Below are 17,605 nucleotides of genomic sequence, written 5' to 3'. Positions count from 1 at the left end.
TAAACAACTATAAACAGATCAGACTTTAAAAAAAAAGCTTAGAAGAATTTCTCTTCTAAGCTTTTTAATTTATACCGATTAAACTGATTAAGAATGTTATTTCAGGGCGGCAAGCACTTCTTCTGCCCCTAAGCGGTTAATCATGCCGGATGTACGTTCACGTTTCTTACCATTTTCACGATAAAACACGAGAGCCTTAGCAATCAAATTTAAAGCATCTTCTGAACTTACAGCCTTACCAAGCGGAATTCCGACTCCGGCGTTTCTTGTCGCAGCTCCGCCGAAGGAGACATCCCATCCTTTGGGGCCGCCGATTAATCCGATATCACGCACATAACTTAAACCGCATGACATTTTACAACCGGAAACTCCGGTTTTTATTTTATAAGGATAAGGACCGTTTTCTTGTATCAGGGATAATATTTTGTCACCCATAGAGCGTGTTTCCTGAACGCCGTACACACAGATTCCAGCTCCGGGGCAAACAGTTATTTCAGGAAGCGGCTTTTCAACAGCTACGCCAATACTTGCAATAACTTCATCCAGTTTATCATCCGGAATACCCTCAAGATTCATGCGCTGGCCGGTTGTGGCTCTAAGTGAAGTTAAATTAAACTTGGTCATGGTTTCCATGACAGTTTTAAGCATACCTACAGTGAGCTGACCTTGATTAACGCACAGACGCAAAACATATGTGCCGTCTTTACGCTTAATAGGCTTAACTATTAATGATTCGGAAACAATATTATTCATGAAAACTCCTATATATTTAATTAATAAATTTTGAAGTACTCTAGACACACAAGGTTCGCAACCATGCGCAAAACGACAATTTATTTAATAGACAAATAACAAATTAATTGACTAGAATTTCAGCATATCTAATAAAGAAGAAAGATATTAAATTGCCGCATTGTACAATCACATCATTACGGAGGCGAACATGATAGAGTCTCAGCACCGTCCAGATATTGAAGCCATACTGCGAGGACTTAGCGACAGCCACACTATTCTTTCAGCATTCGTGGCAGCAATCCCTGAAAAAGATTTATACATCAAACGCGGTGAAAACTTCTGGTCCATTGCTGAACACCTGGCTCATCTTGCGGATGTGCAGCCAATGGGGCTGGAAAGGATAACCAGAATTCTTGATGAGGATACCCCTGAATTCGTACCCTTCTTCCCAACCGAAGACGAAGAGCAAGGGCAAAAAAAACTCCCGACGATTACGCAGTCCTTAGCAGACTTTAAAAAGGGTCGTACGGCCATCGTTGAAAGACTCACCGAAGCGATACCTGAGGACTGGAAGCGGCTTGCAGTGCACCCCGAATACAGACAATACGGCTTACATATATTTGCCCGGCACATTTTCATGCACGATTACTGGCATATGTACCGGATGGAAGAACTATGGCTGACACGGGACGCATATCTTAAAAAATAGCAGATCGATCTGCTGTCAGTCACCGATCCGTTCTAAACTTTTTGCGTAAATTTTAATAAAAAAGCCAGCCCCTTTAAACAGAGACTGGCTTTATCTGCTTATATAAAAAAGCATTTTGCCTAGAGATCCGGCAGAATGTTGTAGTCTGCAACCCATCCTTCACCTTGAACATAATTTTCAATATTACCGTCGAACTCTCTAGAGAGGGTTACCCCGTCAGTATATGTACCATCGTAACGCTTAGCGCAGAATTCATATAAATCTGCATTTTTATCTTTAAGCAATTTTTCAATTTCAATATCTACTTTCATTACAATATCTCCAATAACATTCAAAAAGAATGATGTAATTTATTTATGAACTATTTTAATAGTCATATATCTTGTTACGTCAAGACTACAACATTATAAAAATAATCACCTATCTACCTAAAACAAATGATCAATTTAGAAAAATCACTTCTATATCCGTATTTTTTAGAACTAATTGCGGACATATAATGAATTTTTTGTTATGCTACTCATAAGAATAAAATTCAATTATTTAAACCACTTGAGAGGATGCACAATGTTTTGAAATTTTCCGTAGCCAGATAAAAAGATCTTAAACCGTGCAGACATAGGAAATATCAAATTCTTAGTCTGTTAACTGTAAAAGGAGGAACGTAAATATGGGCATCCCCCCAAAAAACAATGCTAGATGGAAAGAGATTGTTACAGGTAAAAAAACATGCACTCTAAAGTTTCTGGCAGGTAAAATACTGCTTGCCCGTCTGATAAGAGGTGCAACTGCCGACCCCGGAAGTATTCCTGCGGCAATTGATGAACTGCATGCTATGTTTACTAAGAATGCAGACAACCCGTCCGTTAAGCAAGATCTGGAAACTATTTTTAGCTAGGAGGAAGTATGCAACAGGAGTTGATTAGTCTCAACGAAGTTGAAAAACAGATAGCTGCAGGAAAGACCCTACTCATTGCCGGAGATGAAAATCTCCTTAAACAGTTACCAAAAGGGCAGTGGATAGGCGGAACCATCCCATATTTTATGTCTCCAGAGAATGGAGGCGTTGTTTCACACGACAAAATTTTTGTTACCGACATATCTGATGTAACAAAATCTATTTCACTCAAAGCATATGAACCGAATACTCTTGGGACTGTATATACTGATGCAGGAGACGGCGGTTTCAGTTTTATCATCATTCCAGCCTTAAGTGAGGCTCATGTAGCCTTTGCCCTTAATGCTCCAAACTACAAAGATTTCGGCAGCCAGCCTCTTATCGGATGGATTTCCGGTGTTCATTTAGACGACCTTGGCAAAATTACTCCAAAAGTTTTCAACGGGAAAACCGGAGAAGTATATGAAGACAAAGCCATGGTTATGCATATTGAACTGATCGCAGGCAAAGTTGTTGATGTAGGCATTATCAACAGCTTCGAGCAAGGGGACGGAGACAATTTAACTTTCGCATCAGACGGATTTTCATGTACAGATGTTATGGTCAACGGAGTTAAAGAAAACTTTGCTGACTATATCATTAAAAATGATCTGGATACCAAACTTCCTCTGGTAGCCGATTACTATGGAGCCTTAGTTAATACCAGTTTCCAGAGTGTGGATCCCGGCGGAGAAGTTCATTTTTACGCGCCTGTTTTCACCGGAATACGCTATAGGCATGCAAAATCAATTGAAAATTATGCAACAGAATTCACCAAACAGCTGAAAGAAAACAAAGTTGCAGGGCAAACGATATCATTTTCATGTAACTGCATTTTGAACTATCTGTATTCTGAACTGGACGGTAAAAAAACAGATCCTTTTGTGGGACCGATTACTTTCGGGGAAATTGCTTACCAGCTTCTAAATCAGACATTGGTCTATTTGGTGCTTCACGATACTTAAAAAATACCGGTTTATAAAAGTGTGAATATAAAAAATCCTGCTTTATTACAAAGCAGGATTTTTTATATTTATCATGCAAATAAACTTAAACTTCTTTCTTGGTAAAATAGAGATTAGCCAAAGCAAGCAGAGATGTACCGACAATCAGCATAAGAGAAACAGCATTGATAACCGGAGTACTGCCGTCTCGTACCTGAAGATAAAGATTAATAGGTAAGGTCGGCTCGGAACCGACTAAAAACAAAGTCGTATTAAAGTTCTCAAAGCTCATCAAAAAGGCAACGGCTCCGGCTCCTATCAGAGACGGACGCAAAAATTTCAGCGTGACATGCCATATAACTCCAAGCGGTGTAGCGCCGAGGTTCAACGCGGCTTCCTCAAGAGAAATATCAAACTTACGCAGTCGCGCCGAAACAACCAAGGTGACAAATGTTGTAATAAAAGAGAACTGCCCCAGCACAACAAGCCAGAAGCTCGGTCTGAATACATCCAAATCTATTCCCATTGTATTATCAAAGAAAGTGCCCGCATAATTCGCTGCCAAAAGCAGGGAAATACCTAAAATAACTCCCGGAATAACCAGCGGAGCGAGCATCAATAAATATAGAGCACCCTTGAAACGAAAATTTTCTTTCTCAAAAAGAAAACTCGCACAGGTTCCAACGACAACGCTTAAGATAGAAACGAAAAACGCTGTTTGAAAACTGGTCACAATAGAACGTAAATTCTGGCTGTCGTGAAACAAACCTATCCTGTCTGGACCATCGGCAAAAAACCAGTCAAGACTGAATCCCTGCCACGGCAGCGATGGATAATTGGAATTATTAAAAGCCAGTACACAGGTGACCAGCAAAGGAGCAAACAGGAATGTGAAATAAAGTAAAATGAAGATATTAAAAGACCAATCATATTTTTTACTTCTCGGCAGAGAACGGATCATGATGCCACCTCCCCGAGTTTTTGACCGGTAAGCTTTAGGCCGACCCAAATAATAAGAGAACTTAGAAGCAGAAGTAAGAACCCGAACGCTGCTCCCTGATTCCAGTTAAAGCTTGCGATAAACTGGTTATAAATCTGCTCGGTAAACCAAAGCGAATTTTTACCACCCATAAGATTAGGAGTAAGATAGTTACCAAGCGCAAGCATGAATACGACTATTGATCCGGACGTGATGCCCGGTTTGCAATGCGGAAGGATTATTGTGCGCCAGATTGCAAACGACCCTGCACCGAGATCGTGAGCAGCTTCGATAAGGCTGTCATCCAAACTTTCCATGACCGAAACGAGCGGAACAATCATGAACAACATGGAAGTGTAAACCAGTCCCATGATCATGCTGGCATCATTGTAAAGCATCTCAATCGGTTTATCGATAATGCCGAGCTTAAGCATAAAATAGTTAAGAACACCTGACTCACGCAAAAGTATCATCCAGCCGTAAATACGAACCAGTTCGCTGACCCAGAAAGGTAGCAGCAACATAATCATAAGCGCACCCTGCACTTTGGTCCGGGCCAGCTTGGCAATATAAAAAGAGACCGGCATGGCAAGCAGAAAAGTGATGAACGTTGTAAGAATTGCAAACATGGCCGTGCGCACGAAAGTATACCAGTACACCGGTTCATTGAAGAAATTCATATAGTTCTTAATGGTCCAGACGGTATCGCCATAATCATTTTCACCCATGAAACTCATGGTCAAAAGATCAAGATGCGGCAATACAATCAAAAGGAACAACCACATGAAAACCGGGGCAAAAAAAATCCAAAAGGCAAGACGGGAACGTTTCATGTTATCCCTCCGCCTCGAAACAGATTCCGGAATCAGGATGCCAGCCGACTGAAATGGCATCCCCTGCCACGATATGATCAAATTTACGGTTTTGAGGAAGAGTCACAACAAGTTCATGATCTTCTTTAGTCACGGTCAGAAGGCGACTGTTGGCCCCGTCAAAAAGAATAGCCTTAACTGTCACATCAAACACGTTAAGACCTTCAGTCTGCTGCGGCTCAATACGCATCGCTTCAGGACGCAGAAACAGATCTACAGTACTTCCGGCCGGGCATGAGGAGTTAGCTTTTGTACGGAATGAATATCCTTCATCCGTTTCAAGCAGCACTTCATCTGAATTGCTTTGAGTTACTTTTCCTCTCCATTTATTATTATCACCCACAAACTGAGCTACAAAAGGAGTTGCCGGATTACCGTAAAGATTTTGGGGAGTATCAACCTGCTCAAACCGCCCGCGGTTCATTACAGCAACCTTATCGGACATAACAAGAGCTTCGGACTGATCGTGAGTGATATATATGAAGGTGGTCCCGACCTTGGCCTGAAGCTTTTTAAGCTCAACCTTCATCTGTTCGCGTAACTTGAGATCAAGTGCGCCGAGCGGTTCATCAAGCAAAAGAACAGAAGGCTCCAGTACAAGACAACGGGCAATTGCTACGCGCTGTTTCTGCCCACCGGAAAGTTGATTGACTTGTTTTATGCCGTATCCCGGAAGTCCTACCCTTTCTAGCATGGCCTCTGTTTTCTTTTTAATTTCAGATCCACTGACTCCGCGGCGTTTAAGACCGAATGCAATGTTCTCAGCAACATCCATCATAGGAAACAAAGCTAGGTGCTGAAAAACCAGATTAACAGGACGACGGTTTGGAGGAACGCCGAGCATATTTTTACCGCGGATCTCAAGTATACCGGAAGTGGGCTCTTCAAACCCTGCAATCATGCGCAGAAGCGTGGTCTTGCCACAACCGGACGGACCCAGAATAGAAAAAAATGATCCCTCGGGAACGTCGAAACTGACATTATCGACAGCTGTAAACTTGTCGAACTTCTTTAATATATTATGAACTGAAAGGTCATTAGGCATATATATCTTCTTATTTTAATGAATATGGCGGGAAATCCGGTTAAGACCCCCGCCATTTTGTTTATAATGTGCTAATTAACACTAGTTTGCGGCTTTAACTTTATCAAGAATCTTGCCTTCAAGACTTTCAAGTTTAGCAGGAACCGGAGGATACCATTTAATGTTATCAATGGTTTCCTGAGGGAAAGAACGTGCAAAATTAGCTGCTACAGCAGCATCGGTGAACTTGAGAGCATCTTTGGATGCAGTAGCGTATTTTTCCTGTGAAGAGAAATAACCTGCATTCTCAGGTTTCATTACGAAATTGATCCATTTGTATGCGGCATCAATATTTTCCGCTTTGGCAGGGATTGCAAAAGTATCAATCCAGCCGAGCGCTCCTTCTTTAGGTGCTTTAAAATCGATTGCTTTGTTGTCGCCGTGCAGTTTCCATCCGCCTGCATCCCAAGCCATTGCAACAAAGACTTCTTCCGAACGCATGGACTCAAGCAAAGAGTCGCCGTTAGCCCAGTAATTTTTAACGACAGGCTTAGCTTTGATTAAAGCATCGGCGACTTTGTCGAGCATTGCTTTGTAAGCAGGAATATCACTGTAAAGCGCAAAGGGGTCATAACCGAGGGCAAACGCGGTTGCAATCAAGATAGGTCTTTTAAGACGGTAGCTAACACGTCCTGCGTACTTAGAGTCCAGCAGAGCTTTCCATGAATCAGCTTCAGGAGCCTTGTCACTGTTTACAATAAGGCCGGATGTTCCCCAGCAAAAGGGCACTGCAAAGGATTTTCCTTTGACCAAGGTATTCTTTTTCACAGCTGCAAGCATGGAAGGAATGAAGAGATCGGATTTGATCTTTGAATAGTCCAGAGCCTTATAAATTTTATATTTTTCCTGAACAGAAGAAATACGGTCCTGAGAAGGCTGAGCCAGGTCGAATCCTGCTCCGCGGGTAGCACGCAATTTAGCGATCATTTCTTCATTGTTAGAAAAAGTTACTTCAACCTTGATTCCGGTTTCCTTTTCAAAGGTATCAATCAGTTTTTGAGGAGCATACCCTTTCCAAGTCAGCAGCTTCAAAGTTTCCGCATGCGCTGCTCCGGCAAAGGCAAACATAGCCATTAAAACGAGTACTAAAATTTTCTTCATAATCAAACTCCATTTAAAAACATCGATGAATGTGGATAAGCTTCCAAATTATTACAGTCAGATACAATTTAGCGCAATAGAGAATTGTTACAACTATGCTACATCACATTATTGTTCAGCATCATTGCGTTAATTGTAAAAAGATACTGCAACCGTATATCCACTGAATTACTTCACTCAGAGGAGCAAACCAAAAAAAAGACCACCTCTTCTAACGAAAAGATGGTCTTTATTGTATAAAACAAATTATTCCTGAGCAGCCTTTTTCTTAGGGACTTTATTCAGCGAAAGTATTTTGGCCTTGCTGGGGCATAAAAATATCAATGGAATAAGTAAAAAGAAAAGACAGCCGAAAATAAACGATATTTCATTGTATGCAAGCATTTTTGCCTGCCGGACAAGAGTCTGCTCAAGCATCCCGATTGCAATCTTGGAGGAAGCAACAGAACTGACTCCGAGTTCATGAAGTTTCTGCCCTATCTGAAGAAGATAATTATGGGAAAACGGCCTGAGTTCACTTACGTTTTCGGAAAGGTACGCAAGATGAATTCTGGTCCCTCTGTCCAGCAGAACAGCGACAACAGCATACCCTAGGTTACCGCCGATTCTGCGTGCAAGCGTAAAAATACTCGAAGCGTCAGTCATATCAGCTTTGGCTGTAGTGCATAATGCAACTGCGCTTTGCGGGATAAACATAAACGGCATACCTATTCCCATAACAAGCAAAGGCATTATCATATCAGCCATCCCGGCCTGAGTATTAAGTTGCATAAGATCATAGTAAGACCAGACAATAACTGCGACCCCCATCAGCATTAAGGCTCGCGGTCCTATTTTTTGATACAACCAGCCTGCCACGGGCATAAACAACAGCAAGGTGACTGCCCTCGGAGCAAGAGCCAGACCGGCTTCGAACGCTGGATAACCCAGTAACTGCTGCGTGAACTGAGGAAGGACAAACGTTGTTCCGAAAAGTGCTATGCCGAAAATAAGCCCCATAATTGAGCCAAGAGTTAAATTCAGATCTTTCAGCACACGGAAGTTTATAATCGGCTCTTTAGTGCGAAGTTCCCAGAAAATCATTACCAAAAGTGAAACTAGAGTCAGTATGGTCAATATAGTAATAAAATCTGAATCGAACCATTGATCTTCCTGTCCGCGCTCAAGCACTACCTGCATTCCTGTTAAAAAGACGGTGAGCAGTCCGATTCCTAGCCAGTCAACCGATTTGACTCCACGGCGCAGATACGGCGGATCATGAACAAATTTAAAGGTCATGAATATACCGATAATACAAATTGGGATATTCACGTAAAAAATCCACGGCCAGCCCCACATATCCGTCAGCCACCCTCCGCAGATAGGCCCTAGAGCAGGGGCAAGCACAACACCCATGCCGTAAACGGCCATAGCCATTCCCTGCTGGGAAGGCGGAAAAGTTTCACGAAGTATCGCCTGAGAGACAGGAATCAAGGCTCCGCCGCCGATTCCCTGTATGACACGATAAATAATAATCTGAGTAAAACTTGTAGCTGTACCGCAAAGAATAGATCCTACAGTGAACAGAACAAATGAACCGAGATAAAGAGTTTTGCGACCGAGAACAGCACTCCACCATCCGGACATGGTAACCATTATGATCTCGGCAATACTGTAACTTGTTGCCACCCATGTAATTGACGAAAGACTTGTACCGAAACTACCCATCATATGGGATAAAGACACGTTAACAACGCTTGTATCCATTACAGCGATAAAAGCACCGAACATTACCGTAACAGCAATCGTCCACCGTTCTGCCGGAGACATATCCTCAGGTTCTTTAAAAGCGGCCAATTTACTGCTCCAGCTTATCTGATAAGGCAACAGATACTTTTTTATCAGAACCGTCAGAAGAAACATTAACACTTGGAACTACAGACATACCCGGCGCGAGGTTATACCCTGCTTCAAAAGCGGAAGAATCAAGTGTGATTTTTACAGGGACACGCTGAACAACTTTAATAAAGTTACCTACTGCATTCTCAGCCGGCAGAAGCGTGAAGCGAGATCCTGTTCCGCGCTGAATTGAATCAACATGGCCTTTAAATTCAATCCCGGGGTATGAATCAACTTCAATATCAACATCCTGCCCCGCGCGCATATTCATAATTTGTGTTTCTTTAAAGTTTGCTATGATCCAAACTTCAGGACTGACTATGCTGAGTATATTTTGACCTGCCATAACATAGTTTCCTGCCTCAATAGCTTTCTTGGTTATGTAACCGGAACAAGGAGCGACTACGTTTGTATATGACAAATTAAGTTTAGCCTGCTCAACAGCGGCCTGAGCCTCGCGAAGTTTAGCTTTGCGCATATCTATCTGTGCGTAAGCCTGCTGCAATTTTCCCTGAGCGGCTTCTATAACAGCTTTGGCCTGTAAAACTTTAGCCGACTGAGTAGCGATACTGAACTTGGCCGAGTTAAGATTTGCGCGGGACATTCTTTCCTGAGCTTTTGCATGATCGAATTCCTGAAGACTGACAGCTCCGGCTTTAGCTATTGTCTGCATCCTTCCTAAATCACTCTCATCACGGGAATATCCGGCTTTAGCCTCGGCAACTTCGGATTTAGTTTTTGAAAGCCCTGCGGTCTGTGAAATCAACTCAGCTTTTTTCTGTGCCAGTTCCTGCTGAGCCGAAATAACAAGAGCATCGGACTCATTCAGTGAAGCTTTGGCTGATTCCAAACGGGCAGTGGCAATATCCAATGCGACCTGATAATCTCTGGGATCAATCTCCGCGATAACAGCACCTTTTTTTATCTGCTGATTGTCAGAAACAAGTACCTTGGCAACATGTCCTGAAACTCTAGGACTGATAGCGACAACATGAGTTTCAACAAACGCATCATCAGTGGATTCATGAGTCATTGCATGCTTATAAAACGGATAGATTACTACCCCTGAAAGAATGAGCATCACGATACTGATCAGAGCGGTTTTGCGAATATTTCCTTTAAACCCTTTTTTACGGGTCTTTTTTTCATCTGGTGATTCTATTATATCTTTATTCATTTTTACTTACGCCTATTTTAATTTAAACTGTCGGTCCAAAAAGAGCAGAAAAGTATTAATAATACTGATGTTACTTTCCTTTTTTGATACCTTTAAGAACAAACTCACACGCATGTTTTTGAATTGTTTCGCAATCTATATTTTCAGGACGGAAAAGACTTACTGAACGAATGAAACCCGGAATATATTGAGCCGTAAGTCTTGGATTTGAATCTTCGAACTCGCCCTGCTCAACTCCCTGTACAATAACCGATTCAATTAGTGTCCAAAGTTCAACTCTCTTTTCCTGCCACTCCTCGTTCTTAGGACATGAAACAAAAGTCCCCAAAAGTTCAACATTGGTGGCCTTGGCAAACAAGCGTTTCGTCAAGCATTTAATAATCGTAGTTAACTGTTCAACAGGACTTAAATTTCCCTGTTTAATTTTTTTAGTAAGTTTTTCAACAAGAATTGAAAATTCTCTGAATATAACAGCAAAATAAAGCTCTTCCTTATTTTTGAAATATAAATATAGAGTTCCTTTGCCTACTGACGCAGCTCCGGCAACATCACTTAACAACACTTTGTGAAAAGGGTGGGACGTAAACATTTCTGCTGCTGCATTAAGAATTCGCGTTTCTTTTTCGGAATATTCCTTCACGATCCGCTCCATGTATAAAAATGAAATTTTATTTTTTACTAATTTTTGCACAGCTCAGAACTGACTGGTCAGTACTGAGAGTGAATAAATAATACTCTCAAAAGCATATGTCAAACATTGACTCTGAGTTCTGAGAATTTTATTTTGCTACCAAAAATAACTGTATCTATTCTAAATAATACCAACAACGCTGTTTTAAAGTAGAGAACTGAGCCTTTCGTAATAAAAAATAATAAAAACAAAAAAGCAAAAAAGCAAAAAGGCCGGTTAATTATTAACCGGCCTTTCATTTATTCGTCAGATTGAATCTGCAGTTTTCCGCTAAACGCGGTCAATACTCATTCAAACTATTAGATATAAGATTTTCTGCTTTCTTCGATATAAACTTCATTTAAACGTTTTGCGACAGGACCAGGTTTACCACCGTTAAGTTCAACACCGTCAATTTCGATGACGGGGTAAACAAAAGCTGTTGCCGCAGTGAAGAAAGCTTCTGCTGCGTCCTGAGCTTCAGCAATAGTGAACGGACGTTCTTCAATTTCCATATCAAGTTCAGCCGCAAGTCTGAGAATGGCCTTGCGGGTAATTCCGTGCAGAATAGAGGTGGAGAGATTACGAGTAACGATTTTACCGTCTTTGGTGACAATGTAAGCATTACTTGAAGATCCTTCAGTAACGAAACCGTCCTGAACCAACCAAGCGTCATCTTTGCCGGCAGCCTTTGCCATGGTTTTACACATGGATGAAGCTAGAAGCTGTACAGTTTTAATGTCCCTTCTACCCCAGCGGATATCAGGAGCGGAAACTACACGGATTCCGGCTTTCTCTTCAGTCAGGCCTTTTGCCTGAGTAAACATTACCAAAGTCTGCTTCATATCTTTCTTGTAGACAAAATCACGGTCGGCAGTACCGCGAGTAATCTGAAGATAGATCGCGCCCTGTTCAACGTTGTTTCTCTTGATAAGTTCACGGTGAATCTCAAGCAATTCTTCTTTGCTTACAGGCATTCCCATATCTAATTCCCCGAGAGAGCGAATCAATCTTTCAACATGACCTTCAAATTCACAAATTTTACCATCAAGAATTGCACACACTTCGTAAACAGCATCTGCAAAAAGAAATCCACGGTCAAAAATAGAAACGGTTGCTTCTTCTTCAGGAACATAAGCACCATTAACATAAACAATACGACTCATATCAACACCTTATATAAGTCCCTTAGATAGGGAGGTAATAAAATTCTTTCAGGACTATCCCCACAAATCACTGACTGGGGGATGTGCACCTTTTTCATCATAAAGCAATCCATACTCACGATCTTCAGCAAGCAGCAATGGACCGTCAAGATCAACTACAGCCGCACCTTGAGCGACCAGCATTGCAGGAGCCATCGCAAGCGATGATCCGACCATGCAACCGACCATAACTTGATACCCTTCGTCTGCGGCCTGTTTTCTCAGGGCGAGAGCTTCGGTAAGTCCGCCGGTTTTGTCCAGCTTAATATTGATCATGTCATACTTGCCCTTAAGGCCGGACAAAGAACTGCGTTCATGGCACGATTCGTCAGCGCAGACCGGGAGTACACGGTCCATATGAAGCAAAGCATCATCATCACCGGCAGGCAAAGGCTGCTCGACCATCTCGACCCCGAGACGGACAAGAACAGGGGCCATTTCAGCGTAGATTTCAGGAGTCCAGCCTTCATTTGCATCAATAATGATACGGGAATCAGGAGCACCTCTACGCACGGCTTCAATGCGTGCGATATCGCCTTTACCGCCGAGCTTCACTTTCAAAAGCGGGCGATGTGCGTTCTCAGCGGCCTGATCCTGCATATTATCCGGTGTATCAAGAGACAAAGTGTAAGCTGTGATTTCGGGACCGGGAACATCAAGTCCGGCAAGTTGCCAGACAGCTGTATTTTTCATCTTGGCTTCGAGATCCCAAAGGGCACAGTCAACCGCATTGCGTGCAGCACCGGCAGGCAGAGCATGTTGCAGAGCTTCACGGGTGACAGGCAGTTCCAGACTTTCAATCTGTCCGATCACACTTTCAACAGTTTCGTCATAACGGGCATAAGGAACGCATTCCCCCTGCCCTTTATAGCCGTCCTGCTCAATCTCAACACGGACGACCACAGCCTCAGTGCGCGAACCACGGGAAATGGTAAACACCTTCGCCAGTGGAAAGACTTCTCTCTTAGCCGAGATTATCATACAAGAGCCTCGACAAGACGAGCTGCACCCTGACGGAAAGGATCAACAGTAGGGATTCCCATTCTCTTTTCGACTTCTTCCAAATATTTGAGAGCGGAAGCTTCATCCATATGCTGAGTATTTATTGAAATAGCAGCAACTTTACATGCTGGGTTAACAACCTGAGCAAGTCTAAGTGCAACATCGCGAAGATCTTCAAGTGAAGGCTGCTGATAATCAGGCAGGCCGCGCATATGTTTACGGGTAGGTTCATGACAAAGAATCAAAGCATCAGGCTGTCCGCCATGAACAAGAGCCATGGTTACTCCGGAATAAGAAGCGTGGAACAAGCTGCCCTGTCCTTCAATCATATCCCAGTGGTCGGCATCGTTGTCAGGAGTGAGCCATTCAACTGCGCCTGCCATAAAGTCGGCAACAACTGCATCAAGAGGAACGCCGCTGCCTTCAATAAGAATACCGGTCTGGCCTGTAGCGCGAAAAGTTGACCTAAGGCCGCGTTTTTTCATTTCGCGGTCCATAGCAAGAGCTGTGTACATTTTACCGACAGAACAGTCAGTTCCGACAGCAAGGCATCTTTTACCGGTACGTTTTTTTCCGTTTGCTACAGGGTATTTAACTGTAGGAATACGTACATCATATAATGTTCTGCCGTTATCGGCAGCGGCCTTGGCAAGATCAGGTTCATCACGAAGCAGATTGTGCAAACCACAGGCAATATCCATTCCCGCTTCAAGAGCTTCTATGAGAACAGATTTCCAGCTTTCGGAAATAATTCCGCCGCGATTTACAACTCCGACAACAAGAGTTTTTACTCCGGCGGCAACAGCATCTTTAATTGTTAAATCTTTAATTCCAAGATCTGCTTTGCAGCCTTCCATGCGAAACTGTCCGGCAACAGATTCAGGTCTCCAGTCATAAATCCCCTGCGCCATTTTTGCAGTCAGTCCGTCAGGAGCCTCTCCGAGAAAAAGTAAATAAGGTGCTTCAAACATTGTTAATTACTCCCATGATAATTATGTTGTGGCTGTGAAATATTCTCACTTAATTCTACAAAAATTTCAGAGTATCTCCCGGGTCATGTTATCCCTAACAACTTTCAGCTTGTATGGAGATTTCTGATAACCTGTAGGTAGGATGTGATTTATCCATTTACATGCCACTATTGTCCAGCCCCCCGCCAACGTGGTTTGCCATTCTATTAAGGGAGTAAAAAACTTTGATTTCAAATAGTTACACGTATGCGCAAATTTAGTAGCCGAAAAAACTATTCTTTTTATCCACATTTTTTGTATAAAATTTTCAAAAATACATATTTTCCGAAATATTAATCTACATTAATGTGAATACGGAAAGTATAATTCAGGTCGATTTTGAAGATAGATTACAAATAACAAGAATACGATCAAAAAATCAAAAAGCCTAAAGCGGTGTAAGACATTTAGCAAAATGTAAAAGGCCAATTATCTAAAAGCAAAATATGATTTCATGTATCCCGAAAAAATTTTGCTGCATCTACCTGTTTATCAACATATTATCATTAACAAACCCACGATACTCAGAACATTTGATTCACGGTATCAAACTTCATTACCAGTCAATTAAGGTCCGCTCGATCAATTTTTTATTAATTCATCCAGAAACAGTACAGTTTCCATGGTTGATATTAATTTAAACAGAATAAACAATTTTGTTATTTTTAAAGATACACCTGTAAAAATTTAGATATAAAGAAAAATATTTTAAACAAACCTACTACAAATGATATTAACAAGAATAAGTAAAATACGCTTAACTTGGCAGCACAATCTTTAGAGTTGACTTGAAACGAATTAGGATGAAATGTCATCGCTGACTCATACAAGGAGACTCCTAATGCGCATTTACCTTGGATTTGATGATACAGACGACAAAGATGCCCCGATAGGCACAGGACGACTGGTTCGTGATTTTGTCTACGGACTGGACAGCGACTATCAACTTATCGGAGTTATTCGCCATCAATTGCCTAAACTGAGCGAAATTCCATTTACATCAAACAACAGTTCAGCATGCGCTATTATCGATGTCAATCCTGACATGTCGCTTGAGCATATCCAAAAGCTAGCTATTAAACATATAGAAAATTACAGCGCTCCCGGCAGTGACCCGGGGCTGTGCATTGCACGTGAAAGCGAAGTCGGAGATGAGATAGTTGAATTCGCCAAGCTTGTTACAGGTAAACAGGTCTCCCAAAAAGATGCCATGAAAGCGGCTCATTCAGTAGAACTGTTCGGACTTGGCGGAACAAATGACGGAATAATCGGAGCAACAGCCGCAATAGGTCTTACCAAATTCGGCTGGTGTGGACGTTTCATTGAATATGGAAAACTGCGCGATCTTTCTACCCCTCTCCACGTACAGGACCTGAACAATGTAGGAATTGAGGTTGTGTCTACCGACCGAGACCCGCTTGTACCACTTCCACATGATTTAATTCAAAATGCAATCTGGATCCGCCCTTCGCTATGGGCGGGTAAACCGGTACTGCAAGTAACACACATCGATCAGGGAATATGGGAACCAGCACACGGCAAACGTAAAAAAACACATAATTACAAGCCACAGCCGGTATCCCCTTCAACTACTGCCCCTTATAGCGCTGGATAAAACTGTCCAGCGCATTGCGCTGACGTTCCATATGAAGAATCCAGGCTTCTAGTATCTCCAGACCTTCTGCGGTTATGGAATAAATTCTTTTGGCCGGGCCATCACCTTGTGAATCCCATTTAGATTCAACAACGCCTTCCTCATCCATTTGCCGCAAATGCCGATAAATCATTCCGGGCGGCACGTCTTCACGCATAAACCCGTACTCGCCAATAGTCTGAATTAACTGATATCCGTACGAAGATCCTGACTTTAGAGCCATAAGTAACGACGGCTGCACATAACGCTGGGGTTTTTCCCCGCCAACTTTTTTTGACATTTTTACAATGTCCTCCTTGACTATATGTCCTTAAAGGATATATATCTATTATAGACCAAGACACATAAAGATACAACCACATCAAAAGGAGGGCTTCATGAAAATTTTCGTAAGAGAACGCGTAAAGGCAACCGACGGCGACAAGAGTCCGAGATTTCGTGTTGTAGGAGTCACAGGCGGAGAACTTACCATAAAGGTTAAGAGGATTCGTAAGTGTGAACTAAAACAACTGGCTGAACACACCGGCGCAGAAATTGTTTACCTGACCCGCGATGGTGAGGGAAACGAAGGCAAGCGCGAAGCTGCATAACAGATTCTGAATCGATCTACTAAAAGACCATAGAAGTGCCGGAAGTTTCATCTTCCGGCACTTTTTTATTGGGAAAAATATCTTTATAACTGTTTATTTGTAAACAATTGTTCCCACATGCTCACCGCGAAGAGCTGCGTGAATATCTTCTGGATGACGGAGCACATCAATGACCTGAAATTGTTTCAAAGTTTTAGCATTTTTAAGAAACGTCAGAACCGCCCTCTCGACAATCAAATCATCAAGATCCATTGCGATCAATTCATCTACATGAATTCTATCATAAAACTTGAGGGTTTCGCGGTCTTTCGCCTTCTTAGGATCATCCTCATATAACCCCTTTTCATCTTTCAGATAAATTACAGACTTAGCACCGATATTTTCACCGAGCAAAAAGGCTCCGGAATCAGTCCGATGCGGCGGAATAGACCCTACTTCTGCAGGATGTTCAAAGAAACCATATGGAGGAATACCTGTGGTAATCGGTAAATATCCAAGCTGGCAAAACATGTTCAGCTGCTCAAGGTGATCGCCGTGACCGATTTTAACCCCGCCATGTTTAGCAAGCAAAACAGAAAGCATCTCTGCATTCTGCCAAGAGACTTTATCACCGAGTTTTGAGAGCACACCTGTAGGCATCCCCAAATCAATACCTATATTATATACATGTCTGGCCCTGGTTCCGCCTCCGGTCATAAGCAAAATCTTATGCTCTTCCTTTGCCTTAACTAATTCATCAAGAATAGGCAGCAAAGCTTTTGCACCGCGGTCCATAATGGACTGCCCGCCGATTTTCAGGATATTAACCTCCGGCTGCATACGAAAATACTCATCACTCTCAGTCCGCCGCATACATCCCTTACCTACCAAGGATTCGCCCAGCAAACTTGTTTCTATGTGCAAACGCCCTTTTTCTTCATCTTCTTTGATCAATTTACCCATAATGTTCCTCCTGATTACAATACTTTAATAAATATCAGATTTTCACTTATACTTTATCTATATTTTAAATTTCAATTTAATACAAACTTACAAATCTTTTTTTGAAAGGACTAAAC

General features: G+C 42.2%; 19 protein-coding genes. 5 read left to right on the top strand and 14 right to left on the bottom strand.

Translation table 11 applies throughout. The features are described 5' to 3' along the window. Positions 1-96: 96 nt before the first annotated feature. Positions 97-753, bottom strand: coding sequence for a nitrite/sulfite reductase domain-containing protein (locus B9N78_RS06305; protein ID WP_085100015.1), 657 nt, complete (start codon positions 751-753; stop codon positions 97-99). A gap of 190 nt (positions 754-943) precedes the next feature. Between B9N78_RS06305 and B9N78_RS06300 the strand changes: the two genes are divergently transcribed. After that, complete coding sequence (locus tag B9N78_RS06300) at positions 944-1,444, top strand: DinB family protein (protein WP_085100012.1); 501 nt, start codon at positions 944-946, stop codon at positions 1,442-1,444. A gap of 119 nt (positions 1,445-1,563) precedes the next feature. On the opposite strand, the gene B9N78_RS06295 is transcribed toward B9N78_RS06300, so the two are convergent. Then, positions 1,564-1,755, bottom strand: a complete 192-nt coding sequence (locus B9N78_RS06295) for a hypothetical protein (protein WP_085100009.1) — start codon at positions 1,753-1,755, stop codon at positions 1,564-1,566. A 359-nt stretch (positions 1,756-2,114) separates the two neighbouring features. Between B9N78_RS06295 and B9N78_RS06290 the strand changes: the two genes are divergently transcribed. Together B9N78_RS06290 and B9N78_RS06285 are read left to right on the top strand one after the other, a co-directional pair. Further along, positions 2,115-2,342, top strand: coding sequence for a hypothetical protein (locus tag B9N78_RS06290; RefSeq protein ID WP_085100006.1), 228 nt, complete (start codon positions 2,115-2,117; stop codon positions 2,340-2,342). An 8-nt stretch (positions 2,343-2,350) separates the two neighbouring features. Further along, positions 2,351-3,346 (top strand): DUF6976 family protein, encoded by a 996-nt coding sequence (locus tag B9N78_RS06285; RefSeq protein ID WP_085100003.1) that lies wholly within the window; start codon positions 2,351-2,353, stop codon positions 3,344-3,346. 85 nt (positions 3,347-3,431) lie between these two features. Here B9N78_RS06285 and B9N78_RS06280 read toward each other — a convergent pair whose 3' ends face one another. The 10 genes from B9N78_RS06280 to dgcN all read right to left on the bottom strand — a co-directional run bounded on the left by B9N78_RS06280 (position 3,432) and on the right by dgcN (position 14,264). Then, the gene (locus tag B9N78_RS06280; protein ID WP_085100000.1) at positions 3,432-4,286 is read right to left on the bottom strand and encodes an ABC transporter permease; all 855 of its coding nucleotides are present in this window, start codon (positions 4,284-4,286) and stop codon (positions 3,432-3,434) included. Next, a complete protein-coding gene (locus B9N78_RS06275) occupies positions 4,283-5,137 on the bottom strand; it encodes an ABC transporter permease (RefSeq protein ID WP_085099997.1) in 855 nt (284 codons plus the stop codon). The genes B9N78_RS06280 and B9N78_RS06275 overlap by 4 nt, the downstream gene beginning before the upstream one ends. 1 nt (position 5,138) lies before the next feature. Continuing rightward, positions 5,139-6,221 (bottom strand): ABC transporter ATP-binding protein, encoded by a 1,083-nt coding sequence (locus B9N78_RS06270; protein WP_085099994.1) that lies wholly within the window; start codon positions 6,219-6,221, stop codon positions 5,139-5,141. 81 nt (positions 6,222-6,302) lie between these two features. After that, complete coding sequence (locus tag B9N78_RS06265; RefSeq protein WP_085099991.1) at positions 6,303-7,361, bottom strand: extracellular solute-binding protein; 1,059 nt, start codon at positions 7,359-7,361, stop codon at positions 6,303-6,305. Between the two features lie 246 nt (positions 7,362-7,607). Further along, positions 7,608-9,197 (bottom strand): DHA2 family efflux MFS transporter permease subunit, encoded by a 1,590-nt coding sequence (locus B9N78_RS06260; RefSeq protein ID WP_245805484.1) that lies wholly within the window; start codon positions 9,195-9,197, stop codon positions 7,608-7,610. A 1-nt stretch (position 9,198) separates the two neighbouring features. Then, the gene (locus B9N78_RS06255; RefSeq protein ID WP_085099988.1) at positions 9,199-10,416 is read right to left on the bottom strand and encodes an HlyD family secretion protein; all 1,218 of its coding nucleotides are present in this window, start codon (positions 10,414-10,416) and stop codon (positions 9,199-9,201) included. Positions 10,417-10,486: 70 nt separating this feature from the next. Beyond that, positions 10,487-11,056: a TetR/AcrR family transcriptional regulator gene (locus B9N78_RS06250; RefSeq protein ID WP_245805483.1), complete on the bottom strand. Its 570-nt coding sequence runs from the start codon at positions 11,054-11,056 to the stop codon at positions 10,487-10,489. Positions 11,057-11,406: 350 nt separating this feature from the next. Then, positions 11,407-12,252 carry a D-amino-acid transaminase gene (locus B9N78_RS06245; protein ID WP_085099985.1) on the bottom strand — a complete coding sequence of 282 codons (846 nt, stop codon included), beginning with the start codon at positions 12,250-12,252 and terminating at the stop codon, positions 11,407-11,409. 54 nt (positions 12,253-12,306) lie between these two features. Then, positions 12,307-13,272, bottom strand: a complete 966-nt coding sequence (gene dgcA, locus B9N78_RS06240; protein ID WP_085099982.1) for an N-acetyl-D-Glu racemase DgcA — start codon at positions 13,270-13,272, stop codon at positions 12,307-12,309. After that, positions 13,269-14,264 carry an N-acetyltransferase DgcN gene (dgcN, locus tag B9N78_RS06235; RefSeq protein WP_085099979.1) on the bottom strand — a complete coding sequence of 332 codons (996 nt, stop codon included), beginning with the start codon at positions 14,262-14,264 and terminating at the stop codon, positions 13,269-13,271. The genes dgcA and dgcN overlap by 4 nt, the downstream gene beginning before the upstream one ends. Positions 14,265-15,144: 880 nt before the next feature. Between dgcN and B9N78_RS06230 the strand changes: the two genes are divergently transcribed. After that, on the top strand, positions 15,145-15,918 hold the full coding sequence (locus B9N78_RS06230; RefSeq protein ID WP_085099976.1) for a hypothetical protein: 774 nt from the start codon (positions 15,145-15,147) through the stop codon (positions 15,916-15,918). Here B9N78_RS06230 and B9N78_RS06225 read toward each other — a convergent pair. After that, complete coding sequence (locus B9N78_RS06225) at positions 15,893-16,237, bottom strand: helix-turn-helix transcriptional regulator (protein WP_085099973.1); 345 nt, start codon at positions 16,235-16,237, stop codon at positions 15,893-15,895. The two genes, B9N78_RS06230 and B9N78_RS06225, sit on opposite strands and share 26 nt — an antisense overlap. 97 nt (positions 16,238-16,334) lie before the next feature. Between B9N78_RS06225 and B9N78_RS06220 the strand changes: the two genes are divergently transcribed. Beyond that, positions 16,335-16,547 (top strand): hypothetical protein, encoded by a 213-nt coding sequence (locus B9N78_RS06220; RefSeq protein ID WP_085099970.1) that lies wholly within the window; start codon positions 16,335-16,337, stop codon positions 16,545-16,547. A gap of 93 nt (positions 16,548-16,640) precedes the next feature. Here the strand turns inward: B9N78_RS06220 and B9N78_RS06215 are convergent, their stop codons facing one another. After that, a complete protein-coding gene (locus B9N78_RS06215) occupies positions 16,641-17,489 on the bottom strand; it encodes an amino acid kinase family protein (RefSeq protein ID WP_085099967.1) in 849 nt (282 codons plus the stop codon). Between the last annotated feature and the right edge of the window lie 116 nt (positions 17,490-17,605).

The sequence above is a fragment of the Desulfovibrio gilichinskyi genome (genome assembly GCF_900177375.1).
GTDB classification, from domain to species: Bacteria; Desulfobacterota; Desulfovibrionia; order Desulfovibrionales; family Desulfovibrionaceae; genus Maridesulfovibrio; species Maridesulfovibrio gilichinskyi.
This window is presented reverse-complemented; position numbering and strand designations above follow the sequence as displayed.

Coding starts and splice junctions, on each gene's coding strand:
- B9N78_RS06275 (WP_085099997.1), bottom strand. CDS start 5,137: ATGAAACGTTCCCGTCTTGCCTTTTGGATTTTTTTTGCCCCGGTTTTC.
- B9N78_RS06230 (WP_085099976.1), top strand. CDS start 15,145: ATGCGCATTTACCTTGGATTTGATGATACAGACGACAAAGATGCCCCG.
- dgcN (WP_085099979.1), bottom strand. CDS start 14,264: ATGTTTGAAGCACCTTATTTACTTTTTCTCGGAGAGGCTCCTGACGGA.
- B9N78_RS06295 (WP_085100009.1), bottom strand. CDS start 1,755: ATGAAAGTAGATATTGAAATTGAAAAATTGCTTAAAGATAAAAATGCA.
- B9N78_RS06270 (WP_085099994.1), bottom strand. CDS start 6,221: ATGCCTAATGACCTTTCAGTTCATAATATATTAAAGAAGTTCGACAAG.
- B9N78_RS06300 (WP_085100012.1), top strand. CDS start 944: ATGATAGAGTCTCAGCACCGTCCAGATATTGAAGCCATACTGCGAGGA.
- B9N78_RS06280 (WP_085100000.1), bottom strand. CDS start 4,286: ATGATCCGTTCTCTGCCGAGAAGTAAAAAATATGATTGGTCTTTTAAT.
- dgcA (WP_085099982.1), bottom strand. CDS start 13,272: ATGATAATCTCGGCTAAGAGAGAAGTCTTTCCACTGGCGAAGGTGTTT.
- B9N78_RS06225 (WP_085099973.1), bottom strand. CDS start 16,237: ATGTCAAAAAAAGTTGGCGGGGAAAAACCCCAGCGTTATGTGCAGCCG.
- B9N78_RS06255 (WP_085099988.1), bottom strand. CDS start 10,416: ATGAATAAAGATATAATAGAATCACCAGATGAAAAAAAGACCCGTAAA.
- B9N78_RS06265 (WP_085099991.1), bottom strand. CDS start 7,361: ATGAAGAAAATTTTAGTACTCGTTTTAATGGCTATGTTTGCCTTTGCC.
- B9N78_RS06220 (WP_085099970.1), top strand. CDS start 16,335: ATGAAAATTTTCGTAAGAGAACGCGTAAAGGCAACCGACGGCGACAAG.
- B9N78_RS06245 (WP_085099985.1), bottom strand. CDS start 12,252: ATGAGTCGTATTGTTTATGTTAATGGTGCTTATGTTCCTGAAGAAGAA.
- B9N78_RS06290 (WP_085100006.1), top strand. CDS start 2,115: ATGGGCATCCCCCCAAAAAACAATGCTAGATGGAAAGAGATTGTTACA.
- B9N78_RS06305 (WP_085100015.1), bottom strand. CDS start 753: ATGAATAATATTGTTTCCGAATCATTAATAGTTAAGCCTATTAAGCGT.
- B9N78_RS06215 (WP_085099967.1), bottom strand. CDS start 17,489: ATGGGTAAATTGATCAAAGAAGATGAAGAAAAAGGGCGTTTGCACATA.
- B9N78_RS06285 (WP_085100003.1), top strand. CDS start 2,351: ATGCAACAGGAGTTGATTAGTCTCAACGAAGTTGAAAAACAGATAGCT.